Raw genomic sequence first — 21059 nt, 5'->3', positions numbered from 1 at the left:
TCCAGCCGTCCTACTCGGCCGGAACGCCGACCGCCTCCCGCGCCTCCCACCGCTTGCCCCGCGGCAGCAACAGCGGGGTGGCCAGCAGGAGGAGACCGGCGACGGCGATGGCCGTGCGCGGGCCGGTGAGCCCGGCGAGCGCTCCCCACAGGCCGGTCATGGTCGCGACGGTGGCCTTGCTGCTCACCGACCAGGCGGACAGCGTGCGAGTGACCCGGTCCGTCGGGGTCTGCGCGAGCCGGTAGGTGGCGTACACCGGGTTGAAGACGCCCATGCTGGTGATGAGCCCGAGTTCCAGGACGACGACGAGCACGAGCCCGGCCGGACCGGGGCTGACGAAGGCGAGCCCGACGGACCAGCACGCGCGCAGCGTGCCGGCGGTGAGCATGACCGCTCGCTGTCCGAACCGGGCGACCAGGGGCCGGGACAGCCGTGAGCCGATGAGACCGCCCGCGCAGGGCAGCGCGAACGCGAGGCCGTACTGCCACGGTGCGAAGCCGAGCGGGCCGAGCATGAGGACGGCCAGCGGCGGCGAGGCCGCCATGATGAGGCCGCTGACCAGGACGGTGTTGAAGAACAGCCGGCGCAGCACGGGGTCGGCGAGGATGAACCGCCAGCCGTCGAGCAGGTCACCCGCGCGGAGCCGGGGCGCCTCGCCCGTACGTACCGGGCGCGGCTCGTCGCGGTCCGTCGGGCCGATCGCGCGGAGCCCCACCGCCGAGAGGAGGTAACTGACGGCATCGGCCACCACGGCCAGGAGGGGACCGAAGAGGCCGACCGCGGCCCCGCCGAGCGGCGGTCCCAGCATGGTCGTGGTCCAGGTTGTCGACTCCAGCCGGCCGTTGGCGACCAGCAGATCCTCCCGCGGTACGAGCGTCTTCAGATACGCGCCGCTCGCCGCCCCGAACGTGATGTCGGCCGCGGCGACCACCACCGACACGACCAGGAGCTGGGTGAAGCCCAGCGCGCCGAGCGCGAACGCGGCGGGGACACTCAGCAGCGCCGCGCACCGCACCAGGTCCATCGCCACCATCACCGGCCGCTTGCGGCGGCGCTCCACCCACGGTCCGAGCGACACCGCTGCCACCGCCCCCACCGCGAGACCCGCGGACGCGAGGAGCGCGACCTGCGCCGTGCCCGCGTCAAGGACCAGGATCGCGATCATGGCGAACGCGTCGAACGCGAGCCGCGTCCCGAACGAGCTGACCGCGTACGCCGCCCAGAGCCACCCGAACCGCCGCCCCAGGCTCCGCCTGCCCGTCATCCCTCGCCGCTCCCCGCACCCATCTCACCGGACGACCTCGTGTCGCCGGGTGACATCCAAGCGGGCGACCCACCGGCCGATCAAACAACCGTTCCGCCCGCACGCCACAACCGCCGGTTGTGGGGCGGAGCCGGTGCCCGCCCGCCGGAGTGTGCGGACGACAGCCAGGTCAGACCGGTACGTGGACCTGTCTAGGGTGGCGGCCATGGATCTCGATGCTGTGCGCGCCTTCGTCGCCGCCGCGGACGCCGGCCAGTTCCAGGGCGCCGCCGCGGACCTGGCGATCACCCAGCAAGCCGTGTCGAAGCGCGTCGCAGGGCTTGAGAAGGAGCTGGCGGTGCGGTTGTTCACGCGCGCCTCACGCGGCGTCGTGCTCACCATCGACGGACAGGCCTTCCTGCCCCACGCCCGCGACCTCCTGCAGGCCGAGGAGCGCGCCGCCGCCTCCGTACGGCCGGGCAGCCGGGCGCTGCGCGTCGACGTGATCGGCCGCAGGCTCGCACCGGCCGATCTGCTGCGCGACTTCCACCGCGCACATCCCGAGACCCCGCTCGACGTCGTGACGCTCTTCGACGCCGACGCGGCCGTCGCCGCCCTCAAGGCCGGCACCATCGACGCGGCCTTCCGCGCCGTCACCCGGCCGGTGCGCCAGTTGCCCGACGGCATCGAGGCCGAGCGGGTCCACGACGAGCCCATCCAGCTCCTCACAGGACCGCGGCACGCCCTGGCCGGTGCTCGCGCAGTCACCCCCGACCAACTGGCCGGGCACCGCATCTGGATGCCCGGCATCGTCAGCGGGACCGAATGGGCGGCCTACTACGAGGCGCTCGCCGACACCTTCGGGCTCACCATCGAGGCGACCGGACCGGACTTCGGCACCGAGCCGCTCCTCGACACCATCGCCGAGTCCCCGGGCCTCGCCACCCTGGTCGGGCAGCAGACCCGGCTCGTCTGGCCCGCCGACGACGACCTGCGCCGCATCGTGCTGCACGACCCGACCCCGGTCTACCCGCACTCCCTGATCTGGCGCGCCGACAACCCGCACCCCGCGCTGACGGCGCTCCGCGGCCACCTCGGTGCCGCGAGGGCAGCCGACGACGGGGCCGGAACCTGGACCCCCGCCTGGGCGCGGTGACCAACCGGGCTCGTCCCGTCCCGCTCGTCGCGGCCGCCGCCTACCGTTCGACGACCATCTCCCCGCCCACCACGACCACCTCGGCCACGGTCCCGGGGATCTCCTCGGGGCGTACGCGCAGAATGTCCCGGGAGAGCACGACGAAGTCGGCGAGCTTGCCGACCGTCAGTGAACCGCGCTCGTCCTCGAGGAAGTTGGCGTACGCGGAGCCCATCGTGTAGCCGTGCACGGCGGTCGCCACGTCCAGGGTCTCGCCGGGCTGCCAGGGGGCGCCGCCGCCGAGCGGGCGGCGCGTGACGGCGGTGTAGATGCCCGCCATCGGGTCCATCTCGGCGACGTTCCAGTCGCTGGACAGGGCGAGGACGGCCCCCGCCTCGTGGAGGCTGCGCATCGGCCAGGCCTTGTGCCAGCGGTCGGCGCCGATGTTCTCCGCCCAGTCCTTGCCGGGTCCCGCGATGTCGGGGGCGCAGTGTCGGGGCTGCATACAGGCGACGACGCCCAGGTCGGCGAAGCGCGGGGTGTCGCGCGGGTCCAGGCACTCGACGTGGACGACCTGGTGGCGGGCGTCGCGCGGCCCGTTCACGGCGCGGGCTCGCTCCACCGCGTCCAGGACGGTACGGATGCCCCGGTCGCCCGTCGCGTGGACGAAGCACTGGAAGCCGCGGGCGTCCAGCTTCGTCAGGAGCTCCGCGAACTCCTCGGCCGGGTAGAAGGTGTCGCCCCGATGGCGCCCGCACCCGGCGTACGGAGCGAGGAGCGCGGCCGTACGAGGCTCCACGACGTCGTCGATGTACAGCTTCAGCGGCCCCACCCGCAGCCGCTCGTCGGCGAAACGCTCCGCGGCCTCGGCGAAATCGTCCAGATCCGCGTCGGTGGTGCCACGCGGATGGAAGAGGGCGGCGACGATCCGCGAGCGCAGCCGGCCCTCGGCACGTGCCCGCTCGAAGAGCGCCAGGTCGTCCAGGGAGTTCTGGGGCTCGACCACCGTGGTGATGCCGTAGCCGATCGCGTCGTCCAGGCTCTTGGCGAGGCGCCCGTACTGCCGGTCGGGCGACGCCCACGGAACGCCCAGCGCGCGCAGCGCCCGGTGGCCGTCCCGGCTCAGGCCCCGCACCGCGAAGTCCTTGACGAACCCGGTGGGCTCGCCGGTGGCCGGATCGGTCTCCGCCCGCCCGAACGGCAGCGTCGTGTGGTCGCGGTCGACGCCGAGGCGGCGCAGGGCGGCCGTGTTGAGCCAGGCGGTGTGCACGTCGTAACTCAGGACGAACGCGGGGGTGTCGCCGGTGACCGGGTCGAGGTCGGTGGCGCGGGGCATGCGGCCGTCGGGGATCGCGGAGTAGTCGAACGCCTCCGCCTCGATCCACGGTGCGTCGGGGTGGTCGGCGCGCCAGGCGTGGATCCGGGCGTGGATCTCGTCGAGGCTGTCGGCGCCTGCGAGCTGCACACAGGCGTCGTCGGAGCCGAGCCGGACGTGGTTGTGGGCGTCGATGAACCCGGGCAGGACGAGCCGCCCGCGCCCGTCGACGACGCGGGTGGCGGGTCCCGTCCACCGGTCGGCCTCCGCGTCGGGGCCCAGCCACAGGATCCGGCCGCAGCGCACCGCGAGCGCCTCGGCGGCGGGCAGTTCCGGGTCGACGGTGTGGATACGGGCGTTGCGCAGGACCAGGTCGGCGGGGGAGGGGGTGACGGAGGTTGTGGTGCGGGGCATGAGGGGCGAGCTCCTGGGTTGGTGCGGGTGGTTCGTGTCGTACGGGAGAGGGATTCGTGTCGTACGGGAAAGGAGAAGGGGGCCGGGGCGCGGGTGACGTCACACAGGCATCGCGGCCCGCACGGAACGGCGGGCCAGGCCCCAGTAGGCGAGGCCGGAGACGACCGAGCCGAGGAGGGTGAGGTCGCCCCCGCCGAGCGGCGCCACCAGCGGGCCGGTCCAGAGCTCGGAGTCGCAGGTCAGCGCGGCGAAGACCATGCCGAGGGCGAGCGCGGCCATCCCGGCGGGATGGAAACCGGCGCGGTACCAGTACGCGCCTTCCCGCCCCCGCGTGTGCAGCGCGCCGGTGTCGTAGTGGCAGCGGCGCAGCAGCATGTCGGCGAGGAACACCCCGCCCCAGGGCGCGAACACGATGATCAGCAGGGAGAGGAAGCTGAGCAGCGACTCGGTGAAGTCCGTCAGGAAGAGGGCGCCCAGCGAGCCCAGCGCCGTCACGGCGACGCTGATGACGATGGCCTTGGCCCGGCTCCAGGGGATGCCGAGGACCTGGAGGTTGAGGCTGGAGGAGTACAGGGTGAGGATCGAGTTGGTCACCGAACCGCCGAGCACCAGCAGCAGGAACACCGGCCGGAACCAGCCCGGCAGGAGCCCCTCCACCCCGGCGACCGCGTCCGTCATGTCGGCCTGGCTCGCGGCGGCGGCCCCGGCCACGCCGAGCGCGACGGACGAGACGAACCCGCCGAGCGCCCCGGCCACCGTGATCGAGCGCAGTGAGGTCTCCGGCGGCAGATAGCGCGTGTAGTCGGCGGGCATCGGCAGATACGAGAACGGGCCCGCGAGCATCACGACGAAGGCGAGCGTCCACCCGGAGAAGCCCGCCCCGCCCCCGGCACCGGCCGCGCCGAGGTCGGCGTCCGGCAGGAGCAGGAGCAGCAGGACGCCGAAGCCCGCCGCGAGGACGTAGGCCATCCACCGCTCGGCGAGCTGCACCGTGGCGTGGCCCCACATGGCGACGGCGAAGGTCATGGCCAGGGTGACCGCGAGGGCGAGGGCCCGTGCCGTGTTCCCGCCGCCGAGGCCGAGGTCGGCGAAGAGGGCCTCCAAGGCGAGCGTGCCCACGACCGTGTTGACGACGGTGTAGCCGATCGAGACGACCCAGTTGAGCAGGCCGGCCGGGAAGTTCCCGCGCACGCCGAAGGCGGCCCGCGAGATCACCAGGGTGGCGGTGCCGGTGCGCACGCCGCTGAGGCCGGCCGCGCTGATGGCGAAGAACGACAACCCGCCGATGACGACGACGGCCGTGGCCTGCCAGAAGCTGAGGCCGAAGGAGACGGCGAGGGCGCCGTTGATCACGTACGTGAAGGTCAGGTTGGAGCCGAACCAGAGCCAGAACAGGTCCTTGGCGCTGCCGTGCCGGTCCGCCGCGGGGATCGGGTCGATGCCGTGCGTCTCGACCCGGAACACCTCGTCGCTGGTGACTCCCGTGCCCATCCCGGCGGACACCGGGGCTTGTTGCGCCATGCGGGACCTCGCTCTCCGGCATCCAGAGTTTGAATGCCGTTCTATGTTTTAGAACGGCATTCAAAGTGCGGCACGTCCCCCGGCGCCGTCAAGACCCCGGCCGAAATCGACCTGCCGGCGCGCGGGGATAGGGTCGGCACTCAGGGAGAGGCGGGAGCACACACGTGGCACGACGGCGGGACGGCCAGGTCGCGCGGGACCGGATGCTGGACGAGGCGATGACGGCGATCGCGGAGCAGGGCCTCGCGGCGCTCACCATGTCGGCGCTCGCCGAGCGGCTCGGCACCAGCGGCGGCCACATCCTGTACTACTTCGGCAGCAAGGACCGGCTGTTCCTGGAGGCGCTGCGCTGGAGCGAGGCGGCGCTCACCGAGGAGCGGCGCGCGCTGCTCGCCGGGCGGTCGGCGCCGGCCCGCAAGCTGGAGCGTTTTCTGCGGCTGTATCTGCCGACGGGGCCGCGCGACCCCCGCTGGATGCTGTGGATCGAACTCTGGGCGCGCGCCGGGGCCAACGCATCGCTGCGCGCGGCCCAGGAGGAACTGGACCGGGGCTGGCAGGAGGACCTGACGGCGCTCCTCGCCCAGGGCGTGGCCGCGGACGTCTTCGCACCCGACGCGGGCGCGGACCGCGCCGGTGAACTCCTCGCACTCCTCGACGGGTTGAGCACGCGCGTGGTGCTCGGCCAGCGGGACGCGGACCGCGCGCGGGCCCTCGCCACCGCCCGGTCCGCAGCGGCCCGGCTGCTCGGACAGGCGGCCGAAGGGGCGACAAACGCGAGACCCTAGCCCGAGCGGCCGAGTGACGAGGCGCTGATGCCGGTCGGAGTGGAAGAGTGCGAGGCATGACCGAAAGCGCGTATCTGTACATGGCGAAACCCCGGATCACGGTGCTCGGTGTCCAGCCCGGACACCCGCCGTTCCGCATCGTGGAGATCGACGGTGAGGTCGTCGGCAAGGCGAAGACCGTGACGGACGTCCTGGACGCGGCCGCGATGGCGGGCATCACCGTGCACGACCTCGACGACCCGGACACGGTGCGGTGGGTGGGCGGCGACAAGTTCACCTGGCGTACCGGCACGGAGCCGTTCCCTGAACGGAAGCAGGAACGGCTCGTCGACCCGGCACAGGGCCCCCTCGCGGATCCGGGCAACGCGACGGGCTGAGACCGGCGGGACGGCCTAGGGGCCACGGATGGCCCCGGCGCCGCCGCCCGACGGGGGCCCGAGGCCATCGGAAGGACTCAGGCCCCGGGCCGCCCCGTGGCCGGCACCTCCTCGCCGGCGGGCACCGGCCCCGGCGGCGTCCCGTCGCCGAAGGGCCGCCCGCCGAGCTCCTCCCGGTGATGCGGCGTCAGCCATCCGGAGAGGTCCGGGCCCAGTGGCACGATGGCGGTCGGGTTGATGCCGGTGTGCACCTGGTAGTAGTGCCGCTTGATGTGGTCGAAGTCGATGGTGTCGCCGAACCCCGGGGTCTGGAACAAATCCCGGGCGTACGCCCACAGCACCGGGTCCTCGGACAGCTTCCTGCGGTTGCACTTGAAGTGGCCGTGGTAGACCGCGTCGAACCGCACCAGCGTGCTGAACAGGCGGATGTCCGCCTCCGTGATGGTGTCCCCGACCAGATAGCGGCGGCTCGCCAGGCGCTCCGAGGTGAGCTCCAGACGGCGGAAGAGATCGCGGTACGCCGACTCGTACGTCGACTGGTCGGGGGCGAAGCCCGCGCGGTACACGCCGTTGTTGACGTCGCGGTAGATGCCCTCCATGACGGTGTCGATCTCGTCGCGCAGCGGCTCGGGGTACAGATCGGGCGCCCCCTCGCGATGCAGCGCTGACCACTCCGTGGCGAGGTCCAGCGTGATCTGCTGGAAGTCGTTGGTGACCAGCTTGCCGCTCGGCACGTCTACGATCGCCGGGACGCTGACCCCGCCGGGATACCCGGTCTCACGGGCCTCGTACGCCTCGCTGAGGAAGCGGATGCCGAGGATCGGGTCCCGGTCGTCCGGATCCAGCGTGAACCGCCAGCTGCGGTCGTCCTGCACCGGGTCGGTGACGCCCAGGGAGAGGGCGTCCTCCAGGCCCAGCAGCCTGCGTGCCACCATCGCGCGGCCCGCCCAGGGGCAGGCCCGGCTCACCACCAGGCGGTAACGCCCCGCCTCCACGGGCCAGCCGTCCGCGCCGTCCGCGGTGACGCGGTCCGCGAAATGGCTCTTGGACCGCTTGAACTCCTTGTGCCCGTACGAGGCGTTGCCCTGCTCCGAACTCATGACTGGCTCCCGTCTCGCGCGCAGGACCGGGTCATCGGTACCCGCTGATGACGAGTGTCCCCGCCGGCGGCGCGCGACGGCGGAGGCGGGGCCAGATCGTAGATGCGGTCGATCAGCACCGCCTCGTTGCCCGCCAGGCCCGCGCGGCGCAGCGCCTCGTCGGCCTCCGCGATCGGGCCCGCCAGCAGCGTCGCCGCGGCCACGGGGGAGACCGACGCGGAGTCGGAGAGCGCGGCGCGCGCCGTGTGCAGCAGACGCAAGCAGGCCTGGGCGGCGAGCAGTTCCTCGGACGTCGTGCCGGTCATGTCGTGCGACTCCTCTGCGCTGGGTGGCGTGTACGGCATTGCGGGATGCCACCACCACTCTCGCGCACGGGTCTGACAACGGCGCTCTACGCGGCCGGGGCGCGGCGGGTGAGCCGCAACGTGAGGCCGTCCGGCATCAAGGTGAGCCGCTCCGCGACGCGCAGCCGGTAGGCGGGATCGGCGTGGAGGTCGTAGCGGCGCAGCAGCAGACCGAGCACCAAGGTCGCCTCATGCAGGGCGAACTGACGTCCGATACAGGCGCGCGCGCCGGTGCCGAACGGCTTGAAGACATGGGCGGGCCGGGCGCGCACCGCCGCGGGGGCGAACCGGTCGGGGTCGAACTCCTCGGCGTTCTCGCCCCAGGCCGCCGGGTCCCGGTGCAGCATCGTCGCGAGCACCAGCGCCCACGCGCCTCGGCGCATCGGATGGACGCCCCCGAGAACGGTGTCCCCGCGCGCCTCGCGGGCGAACGCCGGCGCCGTCGGCCACAGCCGCAACGACTCGTCGAGCACCCGGCGTACGTACCGCAGTTTCGCCACTTGTTCGTACGCGGGTTCGCCCTCGGCGCCCCAGACCTCGTCGACCTCGGCCCGCGCGCGGGCGAGCACCTGCGGGTGGCGCGACAAGTAGTGCAGCGCGAACGACAGGGCGCCCGAGGTCGTCTCGTGCCCGGCGACCAGGAACGTGATGACCTGACGGCGGATGTTCTCCGGGGTGAGCCGCTCGCCCGTGTCGGGGTGGGCGACCTCCAGCATGCGGTCGAGCAGATCACCGTGGCCGCCCGCGCCGGCTGCCGCGCGGCGGGCGGCGACCACCGCGTCCACGGTGCGGTTGAGGTAGGCCATGTCGGCGTCGTTGCGCCGGTCGGCGCCGCGCAGCAGCAGCGGGGTCAGCAGGGGCGGCACGACGTTGCGCCGCTGCGCGAAGGAGAGGGTGCCGACCATAGCCGAGACGAAGGGGTGCGGCGCGGACCGTTCGAAGGAGCCGAAGTCGTGCCCGAAACCGGTGCGGGCGATCGTCTCCAGGGTCAGCTTCGTCATGTCGCCCGGCACGTCCACCGCCCGGCCCGCCGTCTCCCGCTCGTCCCAGCGCGCCGTCAACTGCCGGGCCACGTCCAGCATCAGCGGGTGGTAGCCGGCCATCGCCTCACGGCTGAACCCGGGGGCGAGGATGTCGTGGGCCAGCTGCCAGTTGGGCTCGTGGTTGTACGCGGTGAAGAGCCCGTCGCCCGCCACCGGCCGGAGATTGGCCACGCCGAGGCCCACGTGCTTGGCGAACCGCGATTCGTCGGCCATGTCCGCCGCGAGCTCGGCGCCCCACACGAACACGAACTCCTTGCCGAACGCCTTGCGCCGGAAGATGGGCCCCAGAACACGCGCCATCTTCATCGAGTCCTGGAGGGGCGTACGGACGTCGGCGCCCAGGATGTCGCCGAGCAGCGGGGCCCGGCGCGGCGGATGCGGGATCCGGTGCAGCTCGGGCCAGCCCAGCTCGGCGCTGCGGAACCCCTTCTGCGGGGCGGCGGGTGCCCCCTGCCCGCCCGGTCCGCCGGAACCCGGTGCCGCCGCGGACCGCGTCGTCTGCGCCATCTGCCCATCTCCCTTGTCCGACGGGCCCGTTGGGCCTGTTGTACGTGGATTCAACAGGAGATCCCAGTCTGGTACCGCTATTGAATTCGCGTCAAGTAAAGTGCCCGCATGGCCGCGAACCCCCAGGAGCGCACCCGCCGCAGACTGAGCACCGAAGAGCGCCGTGAGCAGCTGCTTTCGGTCGGGGCGCGGTTGTTCGCGCAGAAGCCCTACGACGACGTGTGGATCGAGCGGGTCGCGGAGATCGCGGGCGTCTCACGCGGGCTCCTGTACCACTACTTCCCGACCAAAAGGGACTTCTTCGCCGCCGTCGTGCACCGCGAGAGCGAGCGCATGCTGCGCCTGACCGAGGCCGAACCCGGCCGTCCGGTGGACGAGCAGATCACCGCGGGCCTCGACGCGTTCCTCGGCTACGTGGAGAGCCACGCCGAGGGGTTCCGCGCCTTCCACCGGGCCGAGGCGGCGGGCGACCCGCTGGTCCGCGAGGTCTACCGCAACGGCCTCGCCGCCCAGGAGCGGCAGATCCTCGCGGCCCTCGCCGCGGACCCGGGCGCCGCGGACCACACCCAGGACGTGCCCGCGCTGCGCCTGGCCGTGCGGGGCTGGCTCGCGTTCATGGTGGCGGTCTGCCTGGAGTGGCTGGCGGAACCCGCCGGACTGACCCGGGAGCAGGTGCGGGACCTGTGCGCCAAGGCGTTGCTCGGCGCGATCACCCGCTGAGGGCGGGCGCCGGCGGGCGGAGCCGGGGTCACGTCACGGTGGGGCGAAGCCCGTCAGGAAGTGGTCCAGGAGCGTACGACGGGACGCCTCGGTGGCCAGGCGGTCCGCCGCCCACAGGAAGAAGTCGTCGGCGACCGCGTCGAGCCAGTCGTAGGCCGGATCGAAGGGGCCCGGATCCGGTGCGGGGTAGGGGAGTTCGCACTGCGCGGCGCCGTCGGGCCCGGTCACGGTGAACCGGCGGTCGCCGTCCGGAAGGGAGAGCTGCCGGACGGTCACCGTCGCGCAGTCCCAGCGCCGCGCCCCGTACTGCAGCCAGAGCGCGCCGGCGCCGGGGCCCGTCGCGTACACGGCGGTGGCCGCGTGCTCGTCGTGCCCCGGCAGGTGGACGAACCCGTGGCAGTGTCCGCCGGGCGCGGGGGAGAGGAGCCCCGTCACGGGGGCCAGGTCCCACACCCGGCCGTGCCGGTCGTAGTCCGCCACGAGGGTCATCGGCCGCGGGGCGCCAGACCGAGTTCCTGGTCCACAGCCGCGCTGCTGCGGGTGGCGGCCTCGATGACCGCGCCCCAGCTGCCGTACCGGGCGAACTGCTGGTCCGCCGTCGGGCCCAGCGGGTTGCCGTACTTCTTCATGTTCCGCTCCTCCAGGGCCTTCACCGCCTCGGGGGACATGCCCGCGCGGGTGATGTCCTTCGCGTCGTTGCGCATGTCGACCAGTCTGCGGGCGATCTCCTCGTCCGAGGCGCCCGCGGCCCGCATCTCGTCGGCCACGCGCTCCATCTCGTCGAGGAGCCCGTGATAGCGGATCCGGACCTCACGCGCCTGCTCGCGCTGTTCCGGGGTCATCTCCCGGATCATGCAGACGGCCGGGTCCTTGCTGGTGCAGGGTTCGTCGACGACGGCCGAGACCGTCGACACCCGGTCCACGGCGGGCGCCTGGGCGGCGTGCGCCTGTCCCGGGGCGACGAGGAAGCCGCTCGCCGCGGTGAGCAGGGCGAGGAGGAACAGGGTCAGGGAGCGGGTCAGCGGGGCCACGCGGTGGGCCGGGGGTCCGGCACAAGCGGGTACACATGAGGGCATGGGGGAGGGGTCTTCCTTCGCCTGAGTCACGATGGCCGGGGGAACGAATCGGACGTTACGGCGGGAAGGCGTGGCCCCGCGCGCGTGTCGAGCGGGGCGTCCGGGTGACCGTGTGACCTCGGCAAAGAACGTGCGGCCACGGCGGACGCCGCCCGGCCCCGGGAGGCGGGGGCCGGGCGGCGTCCGCCGTGGGCCGGCCGCTCAGGCCGCCCGGGCCGCGCGGTGGCGGTGGGACCGGACGAGGTCCGCGTAGTGGCGGCCGCTGGACTTCACCGTGCGGCGCTGCGTCGCGTAGTCGACGTGGACCAGGCCGAAGCGCTTGTCGTACCCGTACGCCCACTCGAAGTTGTCCAGGAGCGACCACGCGAAGTACCCGGCCAGCGGGGCACCCCGGCGGGCGGCGCGGGCACACGCCGCCAGGTGCTCGCGCAGGTACTGGGTGCGCTCCTTGTCGTCGACCGTGCCGTCGGCGCCGACCACGTCGGGGTAGGCCGAGCCGTTCTCGGTGACGTACAGCCTGCGTGCGCCGTACTCCTCGGTCAGCCGCATCAGCAGGCTCTCCAGGCCGCCCGCGTCGATCTCCCAGTCCATGCCGGTGTGCGGCACCTCGGGCCGGTACACCTGGCGGGCGAACGGCGCGGGGCCCGCCGGGTCGTGGGCGACCACGGCCGGGAAGTAGTAGTTGAGGCCCAGCCAGTCCAGGGGCTGCGCGATGGTCACCGCGTCGCCCGCCCGCTCCGGCAGGTCGACGCCGTACACCTCCCGCATGTCGGCGGGGAAGCCCAGCCCGTGCAGCGGGTCCAGCCACCACCGGTTGGTGTGCCCGTCGACGCGCCGCGCCGCGGCGATGTCCTCCGGCCGGCCGGAGGCGGGCCGCACCGGGGAGAGGTTGTTGACGATGCCGACCTGCGCGCCCGGGGCGGCCGCGCGGATCGCCTGCGTGGCGAGCCCGTGCCCGAGCAGCAGGTGGTACGAGGCGCGCACGGCGGCCGTCAGATCGGTGAGCCCCGGCGCCATGCGGCCCTCCAGGTGCCCGATCCACGCGGAGCACAGCGGCTCGTTGAGCGTGGCCCAATGGCCGACCCGGTCGCCGAGCCGCTCGGCCACCACCGCGGCATAGGAGGCGAAGTGCTCCGCGGTCTCGCGCTCCGGCCAGCCCCCGCGGTCCTGCAGCGCCTGCGGAAGGTCCCAGTGGTAGAGCGTCGCGCTCGGGGTGATGCCCGCCGCCAGGAGGGCGTCGACGAGCCGGTCGTAGAAGTCGAGGCCCACCGCGTTGACCGGTCCGTCGCCGCCCGGCACGACACGCGGCCAGGCGAGCGAGAAGCGGTAGGCGTCGACGCCCAGCTCCCGCATCAGCGCGATGTCCTCGGGCCAGCGGTGGTAGTGGTCGCAGGCCACGTCGCCGGTGTCACCGCCGTCGACGGCGCCGGGCACACGGGAGAAGGTGTCCCAGATCGAGGGCGCCCTGCCGTCCTCGTCGACGGCCCCCTCGATCTGGTACGCCGAGGTGGCCACGCCCCACGCGAAGTCCTGCGGCAGCGCGGAGAGGTCCAGGGACGAGGGCTCGGTGAGGGCGGAGGGGTCGGTCACGGAATTCCTTTCGGGGAGGGTCACTTGACGGCTCCTGCGGTGAGTCCGGCGACGAGGTAGCGCTGCAGCAGCAGGAAGCCGGCGACGACGGGGACGCTCACGACGAGCGAGGCGGCCATGACCTGGTTCCAGTACACGTCGTTCTGGGTGGCGTAGCCCTGCAGGCCCACGGCGAGCGTGCGCGTGGTCTCGTTGGTCATGACGGAAGCGAAGAGCACTTCTCCCCAGGCGGTCATGAAGGCGTAGACAGCGACGGCGACGATGCCGGGGATCGCGGCGGGCACCACGACGCGGAACAGCGCGCCCAGCGGCCCGCAGCCGTCGACCAGCGCCGCCTCGTCCAACTCCCGCGGCACCGAGTCGAAGTAGCCGATCAGCATCCAGATGGAGAACGGCAGGGAGAACGTGAGGTAGGTGAGGATGAGTCCGGCCCGCGAGCCGAACAGGGCGATGCCGGTGGCGTCGCCGACGTTGACGTAGATGAGGAACAACGGCAGCAGGAAGAGGATGCCGGGGAACATCTGCGTCGACAGGACGGTCACCGTGAACACCCGCTTGCCGCGGAAGCGGTACCGGCTGACGGCGTACGCCGCGAACACCGCGACGACCACCGAGCACAGCGTCGCCGCGCCCGCCACGATCAGCGAGTTCACGAAGTAGTCCGCCAGCGGCACCGTCTTCCAGATGTCGAGGTACGGCCGCACGGTGAACCCGCTGGGCATCCAGCGGAACGACCCCGACACGTCCTCCAGCGGCTTCAGGGAGCTGCTCACCATCACGTACACGGGCAGCAGGACGAAGCCGGTCAGGAGAGTCAGGAAGATCCGCCGTGACCACACAAACGAACGGGGCGCGGCCATCGGTGAGCGGCTAGACATCGGCGGTCTTCCTTCCCCGCGAGGTGACCAGCAGATAGCCGGCCGTCACCACGAGCAGGAAGAGCAGCAGCAGGACCGACATGGCGGAGCCCGTACCGAAGTTCCAGGTGACGAACGACGACTGGTAGATGTGGATGGAGATGAGGTCCGCCGCCTCGGGCGCCGACTTGCCGAACAGCACGTACGGCGTGTTGAAGTCGTTGAACGTCCACAGGAACAGCACCAGGACGAGCACCTGGTTCACCGGCCGCAGCGACGGCAGCGTGATGCGCCGCACCTGCTGCCATATCCCGGCGCCGTCGATCGACGCTGCCTCGTACAGCTCCCTGGGGATGTTCTGCAGCCCCGCCATGACGATCAGGAAGGCGAACGGCCAGCCCTTCCACACCGAGACGGTCAGCAGGGCGACGAAGCTGTTGTCGCCGATCAGCCAGAACGGCGGGCTGTCGGTGAGCCCCAACTGGTCGTGCACGACGTGGTTGATCAGCCCGGTGTCACGCTGGAACATGAACGACCAGGTGATGACGGCGGCGTACACCGGCAGGGCGTACGGCGTGAGGAAGATGGCCCGCAGCAGGCCGCGGCCGCGGAAGTTCTCCTGCATGAAGACGGCCGCCGCCGTGCCGAGCAGCCAGCACAGCCCCACGGACAGGACGGTGAACGCCACGGTGACGAAGAACGAGTGCAGCAGCGCCTCGCCGACCGGGGCGTCGAAGTCCACCGCCATCTCGTAGTTGTCCAGGCCGCTCCACGGCGCGGAGCCCCAGTCGCGGATGAAGAACTGGGTGAGCTCCTTGAAGCTCATCACGATGCCGACGCCCATCGGCACGAGATGGACGACGAGTTCGAGGAGCAGCGCGGGGAGCAGCAGGAGGTAGGGGAGCGATACGCGGCGCAGCCGGTCGGGCAGCCGCAGGCGCTTCGGGCGTCGGCCGGGGGGCGGCGCGGCGCCCTCCTCGGCCGTCGGGGGAGTGGTGAGCGTGGTCATGGAGCCGCTCTCAGCTCTTCGGCATCTGCTGCTGGGCCTTGGTCAGTTCGGCCGTCACGGAGGCCGTGGTGACCGGCCTGCCGGCCGCCGCGTCGGCGAACAGCGCCTTGATGGCGGTGCCCACCGTCGTCTCGAACTGCGACTCGTTGGGCACCTGCGGCAGCGGCGCCGCGCTCTTGCGCAGGGTGTCGCGCAGCACGGCCGTGTCGGCCCGGTCGAAGGCGGCGTCCTGCTGCGCGGTCTTGACCGGCGGGATCGATCCGTACGCCTTGTTGAGCAGGGCCTGTTCGGCGTCGCTCGTCATGAACTTCACGAACTTGCGGGCGCCGTCGAGGTTGTCGGTGTTCTTGAAGACGGCCATGTTGATGCCCGCGACCATCGAGTTGACCTGCCGGTCCGCGCCGGGCTTGCCGGACGCCACCGGGACCGGGGCGACACCCCACTCGTCGGGCTTCATGCCCTGCGCCGCGAAGGTGGTCGCCGCGGCCTGCCAGAGCACCATCGCCGTCTTGCCCTTGGCGAAGTCCCGCAGCGACTGGTTCTGCGCGTACTCGGCGTTGCCCGGCGCGATGATCTTGTCCTTGGCCATGAAGTCGACGTACTGCTTCACCGCGGCCACCGCCCCGTGCGAGGTGAACGTCGGCTTGCCCTGCGCGTCGAAGAAGTCGGCGCCGTGCTGCTTGCCGAGGGCGAAGGCCTGGTGGATGTTGTTCACCAGGTTCGAACCCTCGGCCCCCAGCGCCCACTTGCCGCCCTTGGAGAGCTTCTTGCCGGCGGTGACCAGCTCGTTCCAGGTGGCCGGCGGCTTGCTGATGCCCGCCTCCTTGAACATCGCCTTGTTGTAGTAGAGGGCGTACGACAGGGAGTACAGCGGCACCGCCGCCGGGTCCTTGCCCGCGGCGCCGGTCGAGCCGAGCGCGGCGTCGACGAAGCGGTCCCGGCCGCCGATCGCCTTGAAGTTCTCGGCGTCCCAGGGCAGCAGCGCGCCGCTGGCCTGGAGCGAGGACGACCAGGTGTTGCCGATGTTGAGGACGTCGGGGCCCTGGCCCGACGTGGTCGCCGCCAGGATCCGGTTGAGCAGATCGGACCAGGGGACCACCTCCAGCTTCACCTTGATCCCCGTCTCCTCCTCGAACTTCTTCAGCTCGGGGGTGAGGATCTTCTTGTCCGCGGTGACGCTCGGACCTTGGTTGGAGGCCCAGTACGTGAGGGTCTTGGGCGAGGCGTTACTGCCCTCGCCGCCGCTGGTTCCGCCGCCGCAGGCCGTGAGGGCGGCACCGGTGAGAGCGGTCACGGTGGCAAGGGCTGCCACGGCTCGGAGTCTGCGCATGGCGGATCCGTCCCTTTCGTGGTGGATGACAGGGAATGAACGGGCATGAGAGAGCGCCGAGTTCGGCGTCCGAACGGATTCACGACTTAATTTAGGACGTGAGTTAAAACCTGAGAGATAGTCGCGTCAAGAGGTGGCGCACGGGTATGTTGCCGAGCGGAGAGGAGCCACATGGCCGAGCGGAGCAGCAGAACGGTGCGCGACCTGCGCGTGGGCAACCGCGCCTCGGTACTGCAACGGTTGTATTTCGACGGCCCGATGAGCCGTCAGGCGCTCGGACCCGCGACCGGACTCAGTTCGGGTTCTGTGAGCAACGTCGTCGCCGAACTCACCGCGGACGGCATCCTGGAGGAGGCGGGCAGCGTCGAGTCCGACGGCGGACGCCCGCGCACCCTGCTCCGCGTCGCGCCGTCCAGCGGACGCCTCATCGGCGTGGACGTCGGGGAGACCCGGGTCCGCGTGGAGGCGTTCGACCTGGCCCTCACCGAACTGGCCCGCACCGAACACCCGTTGACGGAATCCGGCTACGACGTGGCGACCATCGTCCGGCACATCGGCGAGGGTGTCGCGCAGGTCGCGGCGGAGGCGGGCATCGAACCGGACGCCCCCTACGGCTCCCTGATCGGTGTGGGCGTCGGCGTGCCCGGCATCGTCGACCGCGACGACGCGGGCGGCACCGTGGTACACGGGCAGACCATCGGCTGGGACGCCGTCCCGCTGGAACGCATGCTGCGCGAGACGATCGAACTCCCCGCCGACACCGCCTACTTCGTCGACAACGGCGCCCGTGCCCTCGGCCAGGCCGAGATGTGGTTCGGCGGCGGGCGCGGGGCACACGACGCGGCGATCGTGCTGATCGGTTCCGGCGTCGGCGCCTGCGTCGTCACCGGCGGCGTGATCCACGGTGGCGCGCGCGGCGGGCCCGCCGAGTGGGGCCACTTGACGGTCAGCGTCCGCGGCCGCCGCTGCCGCTGCGGGGCGCGGGGCTGCCTGGAGGCGTACGCGGGAGCCGAGGCGCTCCTCGCGCGGTGGCGGGAAGAGGGCGGCAGGGTGCCGGCGGGCGCGGACGAGGAGACGGGCGTGAGCGCTCTGCTGGCGGCGGCCCACCCGCAGGACGGCACCGCGCCGGACCCGGTCGCGACGGCCGTCCTCGACGAGACCGCCGAATACCTCGGCGCGGGCATCTCCGACCTCGTCAACCTCTTCGGGCCCGAACGTGTCCTCGTCGGCGGCTGGGCGGGCCTCCAGCTGGGCCCGCACCTGCTCCCCGCGATCAGGCGGTACGCCGACGCGTACTCCCTGCGCCACCCCGCTGCCCGCGCCACCGTCGCACTGGGCCAACTCGGCCCGGACGCGGTCACCGTGGGTGCGGCGACGCTTCCGCTGGCCGACTTCTTCGCCCGGGGTGGCCGCCGGCGCACGGTTCTGGCCCGGACGGAGTCCTCGGTGGCCGGGGTGCCGGACTGGCAGGCGGTGCTGGAGGGGCGGGGAGCGCGCTGAGTCCTCTGCCATAGGCCCTCCCTATACCCCCTGCTGAATTTACGTCTTTGTCCCGCCCTGTTTCCCGGACGTACCGTCAATACATCGCAGCGGGAACACATACGGAATTGAGAGGGCCGGTGGCATGACCACAATGGAAAGCGTTGAGCGTACGCAGGAACTCGCGGGAAAGCGGGCCTTGGTCACGGGCGGCACTCGCGGAATCGGCGCCGCCGTGGTACGTCATCTCCTCGACGCCGGCGCCGAGGTGCTCACGACCGCCAGGTCGGAGACGAGCACGCTGCCGCAGGGGGCCGGCTTTGTGAAGGCCGACGTAGGGACGCGGAGCGGCGTGGAGGCGCTCGTCTCGGCCGCGGAGGAGAAGCTCGGCGGCATCGACATCGTCGTGCACAACGCCGGCGGAGCACGGCCGTACGAGGGCTCCGTGACCATCCCGGACGAGGAGTGGCAGGGCGCACTGGACCTGAACTATTTGGCGGCGGTGCGCCTGGACGCCCTGCTCGCGCCGGGGATGCGGGAGCGGCGGTCCGGGGCGATCATCCACGTGTCCTCGGCCGCGGTCCTCACCCCGCTGGGACCGTTCCTGCACTACACGGCGGCGAAGGCGGCCCTGGAGAACTACAGCAAGGGACTGGCCCTGGAGCTGGCCCCGTTCGGCATCCGGGTCAACACGGTGTCTCCGGGCAGGACCGCCACGCCCGGCGGCGAGGAGACGCGGGGGCAGTGGGCGGAGGTGTCCGCGCGCACGGGCGGGGGCCCGGCCATGACCAACGCCGACGACAGCACGCCGCTGGGACGCGACGGACTGCCCGAGGACATCGCCCAGGCGGTGCTGTTCCTGGTGTCCGACCGGGCGAGCTGGCTGACGGCGAGCAATCTCGTGGTGGACGGGGGTGAATTCCCCCGGGGGTGAATTCCTCCAGGGGTGACGGGGAGAGGGCGATGGGCGTCGCCGGCATCCCTCTGGATTTTTTGTCCTCAGGAACGAATCCCTATTTGGATGCGGCCATGGCGAATCGGAATTCAGGGGACGAGCGAAGAACTCGGCGACGCCCGCCCGCCTTTCGACCCTCAGGACACCGATGACAAGGAAACCGGAGCGGACGGGGAGCGGGACTCGGACCAGTTCTCCGCACGGAGGAGTTCGAGCAGCGCCGTCTCCGCCGGGCCCGCCTCCTGCCGCAGTACGGCGATGACGGGCTGGAACACGGCCGGCGCCGCCGGACGCACCAGGTGCTCGTACCCCTGCGGCACCGCGGAGGCCGGGACCAACGTCACCCCGAGCCCGTGAGCCGCCCAGCGCACGGCGGTGGCCGTCTGGGAGACACGGGCGGCCGTGACCGGGGCCAGATCGTTGTCCCGCAACACGCTGAGCAGGACGCCGTCGAGCGCGCTGTCGCGGTCGAACCTCACCCAAGGCTCACCGCCCAGGTCGCGCAGCTCGACCCGGTCCGCGGCGAGCTGCGCGTGCCCGTCACCCAGCACCACCACGAACTCCTCCTCGCCCAGGCGGTGGGCGTCGGCGGGGGTGCGCTCACAGGCGGCCATCAGGGCCAGGTCCAGCACACCCTTGCCGCACAGCCGGTCCAGCTCGGCGGAGCTCTGCTCCTCGAAGACGGTGACCTCCAGCCGCGGATAGCGGCGCCGCAGCGCCGCGAGCGCGCCCGGCAGCTGTCGCGTGCCGAAGCCCATCTGCACCGCGACCGTCAGCTCGCCCGTGAGCTCGTCGGCCCCGGCCCGCGCCGTGGCCCGCGCCCGGCGCGACGCGCTCACCGCGACCTGCGCCTCGCGCAGGAACGCCCGGCCGACCACGGTGGGCACGAGGCCCGTCGGCGTGCGGGCGAACAGCTGCACACCGAGCTCCCGCTCCAGGCCGCGGATCTGCTGGGACATCGACGGCTGGGCGACGTGCAGCAGCTCGGCCGCGGCCGTCACGGAGCCCGCCTCGGCGACGGCCAGCGCGTACTCGTACTGACGAAGGCTCATCGGGCTGCCCGCCCCTCTCGACGCAGTGACCTGCGGTGCTCCCGCACCCACGTCGTCATGATAGGTCGAAGGCGCCGAGCGCCCCGGCGGCGCATCCGTGAACCGGCGGTGGCGCGTCCGCAATCTCTCAGCGGCGCATCCGCATTCCCTCGGCGGCACGTCCGCATCGCGTCGGCGGCACCTCCTCAACTGCCGCTGGAGCGCGCCCGGTACCCCGCGATCGGTGGTTTACCGTGACGTCATGACGCGTCCGAGCCCCGCCGCGGCCCACGACCGCTACGCCGACCGAATCATCGACCAGACCGCCCTGTTGACCTCCGCCGTCGCCGACGCCGAGGCCACCGCCCCCGTGCCGGGGTGCCCCGGCTGGACCCTCGCCCACCTGCTGCGCCACGTGGGCGGCGCGCACCGCTGGGCCGAGACGGTGGTGCGGACCCGGGCCACCGAGCCCGTCTCCGACGAGGAGGTCAACGCCGTCACGCCCGACGCGGACGACGACATCCCCGGGCTCTCCGCCTGGCTCACGGAAGGCGCCGCCCGTTTCGCGCAGACGCTGCGCGAGGCGGGGCCCGAGGTCAAGGTGTGGACGGTCGCCCCGGGCGGCACCCCGCTCTTCTGGGCCCGCCGGATGACGTACGAGACCGTCGTGCACCGCTTCGACGCCACGGCCGCGGCGGGCGTCCCGTACACGCTCGACGCGGACGTCGCGCTGGACGGCCTCGACGAGTGGATGGAGTTCAGCACCCTGCCCCAGGCCTACGAGTCCGAGGAGGCGCTCCGTGCGCTGCTCGGCCCCGGCCGCACCCTCCATCTGCACGCGACGGACGCCCCCGAGGGGACGGGGGAGTGGCTGATCGACCTCACCGGGGAGCCGGTCACCTGGTCCCACGGCCACGCCAAGGCCACCGCAGCGGCCCGAGGCACCCTCGCCGACCTGTTGCTCCTCCTCTATCGGCGCCGCGGCGCGACCCTCGCCGACGGCATCGAAGTCCTGGGGGACGAGAAGCTGTTCACGGACTGGGTCTGGGGTGCGGGGGACTGGCTGAGGGGCTGACCCGGGCGCCCGTCCCCTGAGAGTGGGGTTATCCGTACCGCCGCTCAGGGGGGTTCCTCCATGGCCGTCGGCCGCCGCCTCGTGGGTCAATGATCTTCAGGTGGCCACACGGCCGACCGCTCGTACGACGGCCCCAACTCGGCCTGTCAGATG

General features: G+C 72.3%; 19 protein-coding genes and 1 pseudogene. 7 read left to right on the top strand and 13 right to left on the bottom strand.

The window, feature by feature from the left end:
* Positions 1 to 10 precede the first annotated feature (10 nt).
* Positions 11 to 1264 carry an MFS transporter gene (locus ACZ6CV_RS29030; RefSeq protein WP_469253725.1) on the bottom strand — a complete coding sequence of 418 codons (1254 nt, stop codon included), beginning with the start codon at positions 1262 to 1264 and terminating at the stop codon, positions 11 to 13.
* Between the two features lie 205 nt (positions 1265 to 1469).
* On the opposite strand from ACZ6CV_RS29030, the gene ACZ6CV_RS29025 reads away from it, so the two are divergent.
* Positions 1470 to 2399 carry a LysR family transcriptional regulator gene (locus tag ACZ6CV_RS29025; protein WP_469253723.1) on the top strand — a complete coding sequence of 310 codons (930 nt, stop codon included), beginning with the start codon at positions 1470 to 1472 and terminating at the stop codon, positions 2397 to 2399.
* 40 nt (positions 2400 to 2439) lie between these two features.
* Here ACZ6CV_RS29025 and ACZ6CV_RS29020 read toward each other — a convergent pair whose 3' ends face one another.
* Together ACZ6CV_RS29020 and ACZ6CV_RS29015 are read right to left on the bottom strand one after the other, a co-directional pair.
* Positions 2440 to 4107 carry an amidohydrolase gene (locus ACZ6CV_RS29020; RefSeq protein WP_469253721.1) on the bottom strand — a complete coding sequence of 556 codons (1668 nt, stop codon included), beginning with the start codon at positions 4105 to 4107 and terminating at the stop codon, positions 2440 to 2442.
* 99 nt (positions 4108 to 4206) lie between these two features.
* Positions 4207 to 5628, bottom strand: coding sequence for a purine-cytosine permease family protein (locus ACZ6CV_RS29015; protein WP_469253719.1), 1422 nt, complete (start codon positions 5626 to 5628; stop codon positions 4207 to 4209).
* A gap of 203 nt (positions 5629 to 5831) precedes the next feature.
* On the opposite strand from ACZ6CV_RS29015, the gene ACZ6CV_RS29010 reads away from it, so the two are divergent.
* Both ACZ6CV_RS29010 and ACZ6CV_RS29005 read left to right on the top strand, forming a co-directional pair.
* Positions 5832 to 6413: a TetR/AcrR family transcriptional regulator gene (locus tag ACZ6CV_RS29010; RefSeq protein WP_469253949.1), complete on the top strand. Its 582-nt coding sequence runs from the start codon at positions 5832 to 5834 to the stop codon at positions 6411 to 6413.
* 56 nt (positions 6414 to 6469) lie between these two features.
* Positions 6470 to 6694: pseudogene (locus tag ACZ6CV_RS29005) on the top strand (hypothetical protein); the annotation flags it as partial.
* Positions 6695 to 6867: 173 nt separating this feature from the next.
* Here ACZ6CV_RS29005 and ACZ6CV_RS29000 read toward each other — a convergent pair.
* From ACZ6CV_RS29000 to ACZ6CV_RS28990, 3 genes are all read right to left on the bottom strand, one after another.
* Positions 6868 to 7890, bottom strand: coding sequence for a glutathione S-transferase family protein (locus ACZ6CV_RS29000; RefSeq protein WP_469253717.1), 1023 nt, complete (start codon positions 7888 to 7890; stop codon positions 6868 to 6870).
* Complete coding sequence (locus ACZ6CV_RS28995) at positions 7887 to 8195, bottom strand: hypothetical protein (protein ID WP_469253716.1); 309 nt, start codon at positions 8193 to 8195, stop codon at positions 7887 to 7889. The genes ACZ6CV_RS29000 and ACZ6CV_RS28995 overlap by 4 nt, the downstream gene beginning before the upstream one ends.
* An 86-nt stretch (positions 8196 to 8281) precedes the next feature.
* Positions 8282 to 9784, bottom strand: coding sequence for a cytochrome P450 (locus ACZ6CV_RS28990; RefSeq protein WP_469253714.1), 1503 nt, complete (start codon positions 9782 to 9784; stop codon positions 8282 to 8284).
* 108 nt (positions 9785 to 9892) lie between these two features.
* Between ACZ6CV_RS28990 and ACZ6CV_RS28985 the strand changes: the two genes are divergently transcribed.
* Complete coding sequence (locus tag ACZ6CV_RS28985; protein WP_469253712.1) at positions 9893 to 10504, top strand: TetR/AcrR family transcriptional regulator; 612 nt, start codon at positions 9893 to 9895, stop codon at positions 10502 to 10504.
* A gap of 33 nt (positions 10505 to 10537) precedes the next feature.
* Here the strand turns inward: ACZ6CV_RS28985 and ACZ6CV_RS28980 are convergent, their stop codons facing one another.
* From ACZ6CV_RS28980 to ACZ6CV_RS28955, 6 genes are all read right to left on the bottom strand, one after another.
* The gene (locus ACZ6CV_RS28980; RefSeq protein ID WP_469253711.1) at positions 10538 to 10993 is read right to left on the bottom strand and encodes a hypothetical protein; all 456 of its coding nucleotides are present in this window, start codon (positions 10991 to 10993) and stop codon (positions 10538 to 10540) included.
* A complete protein-coding gene (locus ACZ6CV_RS28975) occupies positions 10990 to 11535 on the bottom strand; it encodes a hypothetical protein (RefSeq protein ID WP_469253709.1) in 546 nt (181 codons plus the stop codon). Before ACZ6CV_RS28975 ends, ACZ6CV_RS28980 begins: the two co-directional genes overlap by 4 nt.
* A 246-nt stretch (positions 11536 to 11781) precedes the next feature.
* Positions 11782 to 13170, bottom strand: coding sequence for a GH1 family beta-glucosidase (locus tag ACZ6CV_RS28970; RefSeq protein WP_469253707.1), 1389 nt, complete (start codon positions 13168 to 13170; stop codon positions 11782 to 11784).
* A gap of 20 nt (positions 13171 to 13190) precedes the next feature.
* On the bottom strand, positions 13191 to 14048 hold the full coding sequence (locus tag ACZ6CV_RS28965; RefSeq protein WP_469253705.1) for a carbohydrate ABC transporter permease: 858 nt from the start codon (positions 14046 to 14048) through the stop codon (positions 13191 to 13193).
* A complete protein-coding gene (locus ACZ6CV_RS28960; RefSeq protein ID WP_469253704.1) occupies positions 14041 to 15036 on the bottom strand; it encodes a carbohydrate ABC transporter permease in 996 nt (331 codons plus the stop codon). The genes ACZ6CV_RS28965 and ACZ6CV_RS28960 overlap by 8 nt, the downstream gene beginning before the upstream one ends.
* 10 nt (positions 15037 to 15046) lie before the next feature.
* The gene (locus tag ACZ6CV_RS28955; protein ID WP_469253702.1) at positions 15047 to 16366 is read right to left on the bottom strand and encodes an ABC transporter substrate-binding protein; all 1320 of its coding nucleotides are present in this window, start codon (positions 16364 to 16366) and stop codon (positions 15047 to 15049) included.
* A gap of 171 nt (positions 16367 to 16537) precedes the next feature.
* Here ACZ6CV_RS28955 and ACZ6CV_RS28950 point away from each other — a divergent pair, with 171 nt between their 5' ends.
* Together ACZ6CV_RS28950 and ACZ6CV_RS28945 are read left to right on the top strand one after the other, a co-directional pair.
* The gene (locus ACZ6CV_RS28950) at positions 16538 to 17866 is read left to right on the top strand and encodes an ROK family protein (protein WP_469253701.1); all 1329 of its coding nucleotides are present in this window, start codon (positions 16538 to 16540) and stop codon (positions 17864 to 17866) included.
* A gap of 124 nt (positions 17867 to 17990) precedes the next feature.
* The gene (locus ACZ6CV_RS28945; RefSeq protein WP_469253699.1) at positions 17991 to 18779 is read left to right on the top strand and encodes an SDR family oxidoreductase; all 789 of its coding nucleotides are present in this window, start codon (positions 17991 to 17993) and stop codon (positions 18777 to 18779) included.
* 158 nt (positions 18780 to 18937) lie between these two features.
* On the opposite strand, the gene ACZ6CV_RS28940 is transcribed toward ACZ6CV_RS28945, so the two are convergent.
* Entirely contained in the window at positions 18938 to 19852 is a 915-nt protein-coding gene (locus ACZ6CV_RS28940; RefSeq protein WP_469253698.1) for a LysR family transcriptional regulator, read from the bottom strand.
* 241 nt (positions 19853 to 20093) lie between these two features.
* Here ACZ6CV_RS28940 and ACZ6CV_RS28935 point away from each other — a divergent pair, with 241 nt between their 5' ends.
* Entirely contained in the window at positions 20094 to 20906 is an 813-nt protein-coding gene (locus tag ACZ6CV_RS28935) for a maleylpyruvate isomerase family mycothiol-dependent enzyme (RefSeq protein WP_469253697.1), read from the top strand.
* Positions 20907 to 21059: the final 153 nt, after the last annotated feature.

The sequence above is a fragment of the Streptomyces sp. NPDC041713 genome (assembly GCF_055591085.1).
Note: the sequence above shows the minus strand (reverse complement) of the source record. Positions and strands in the feature narration are given on the sequence as shown.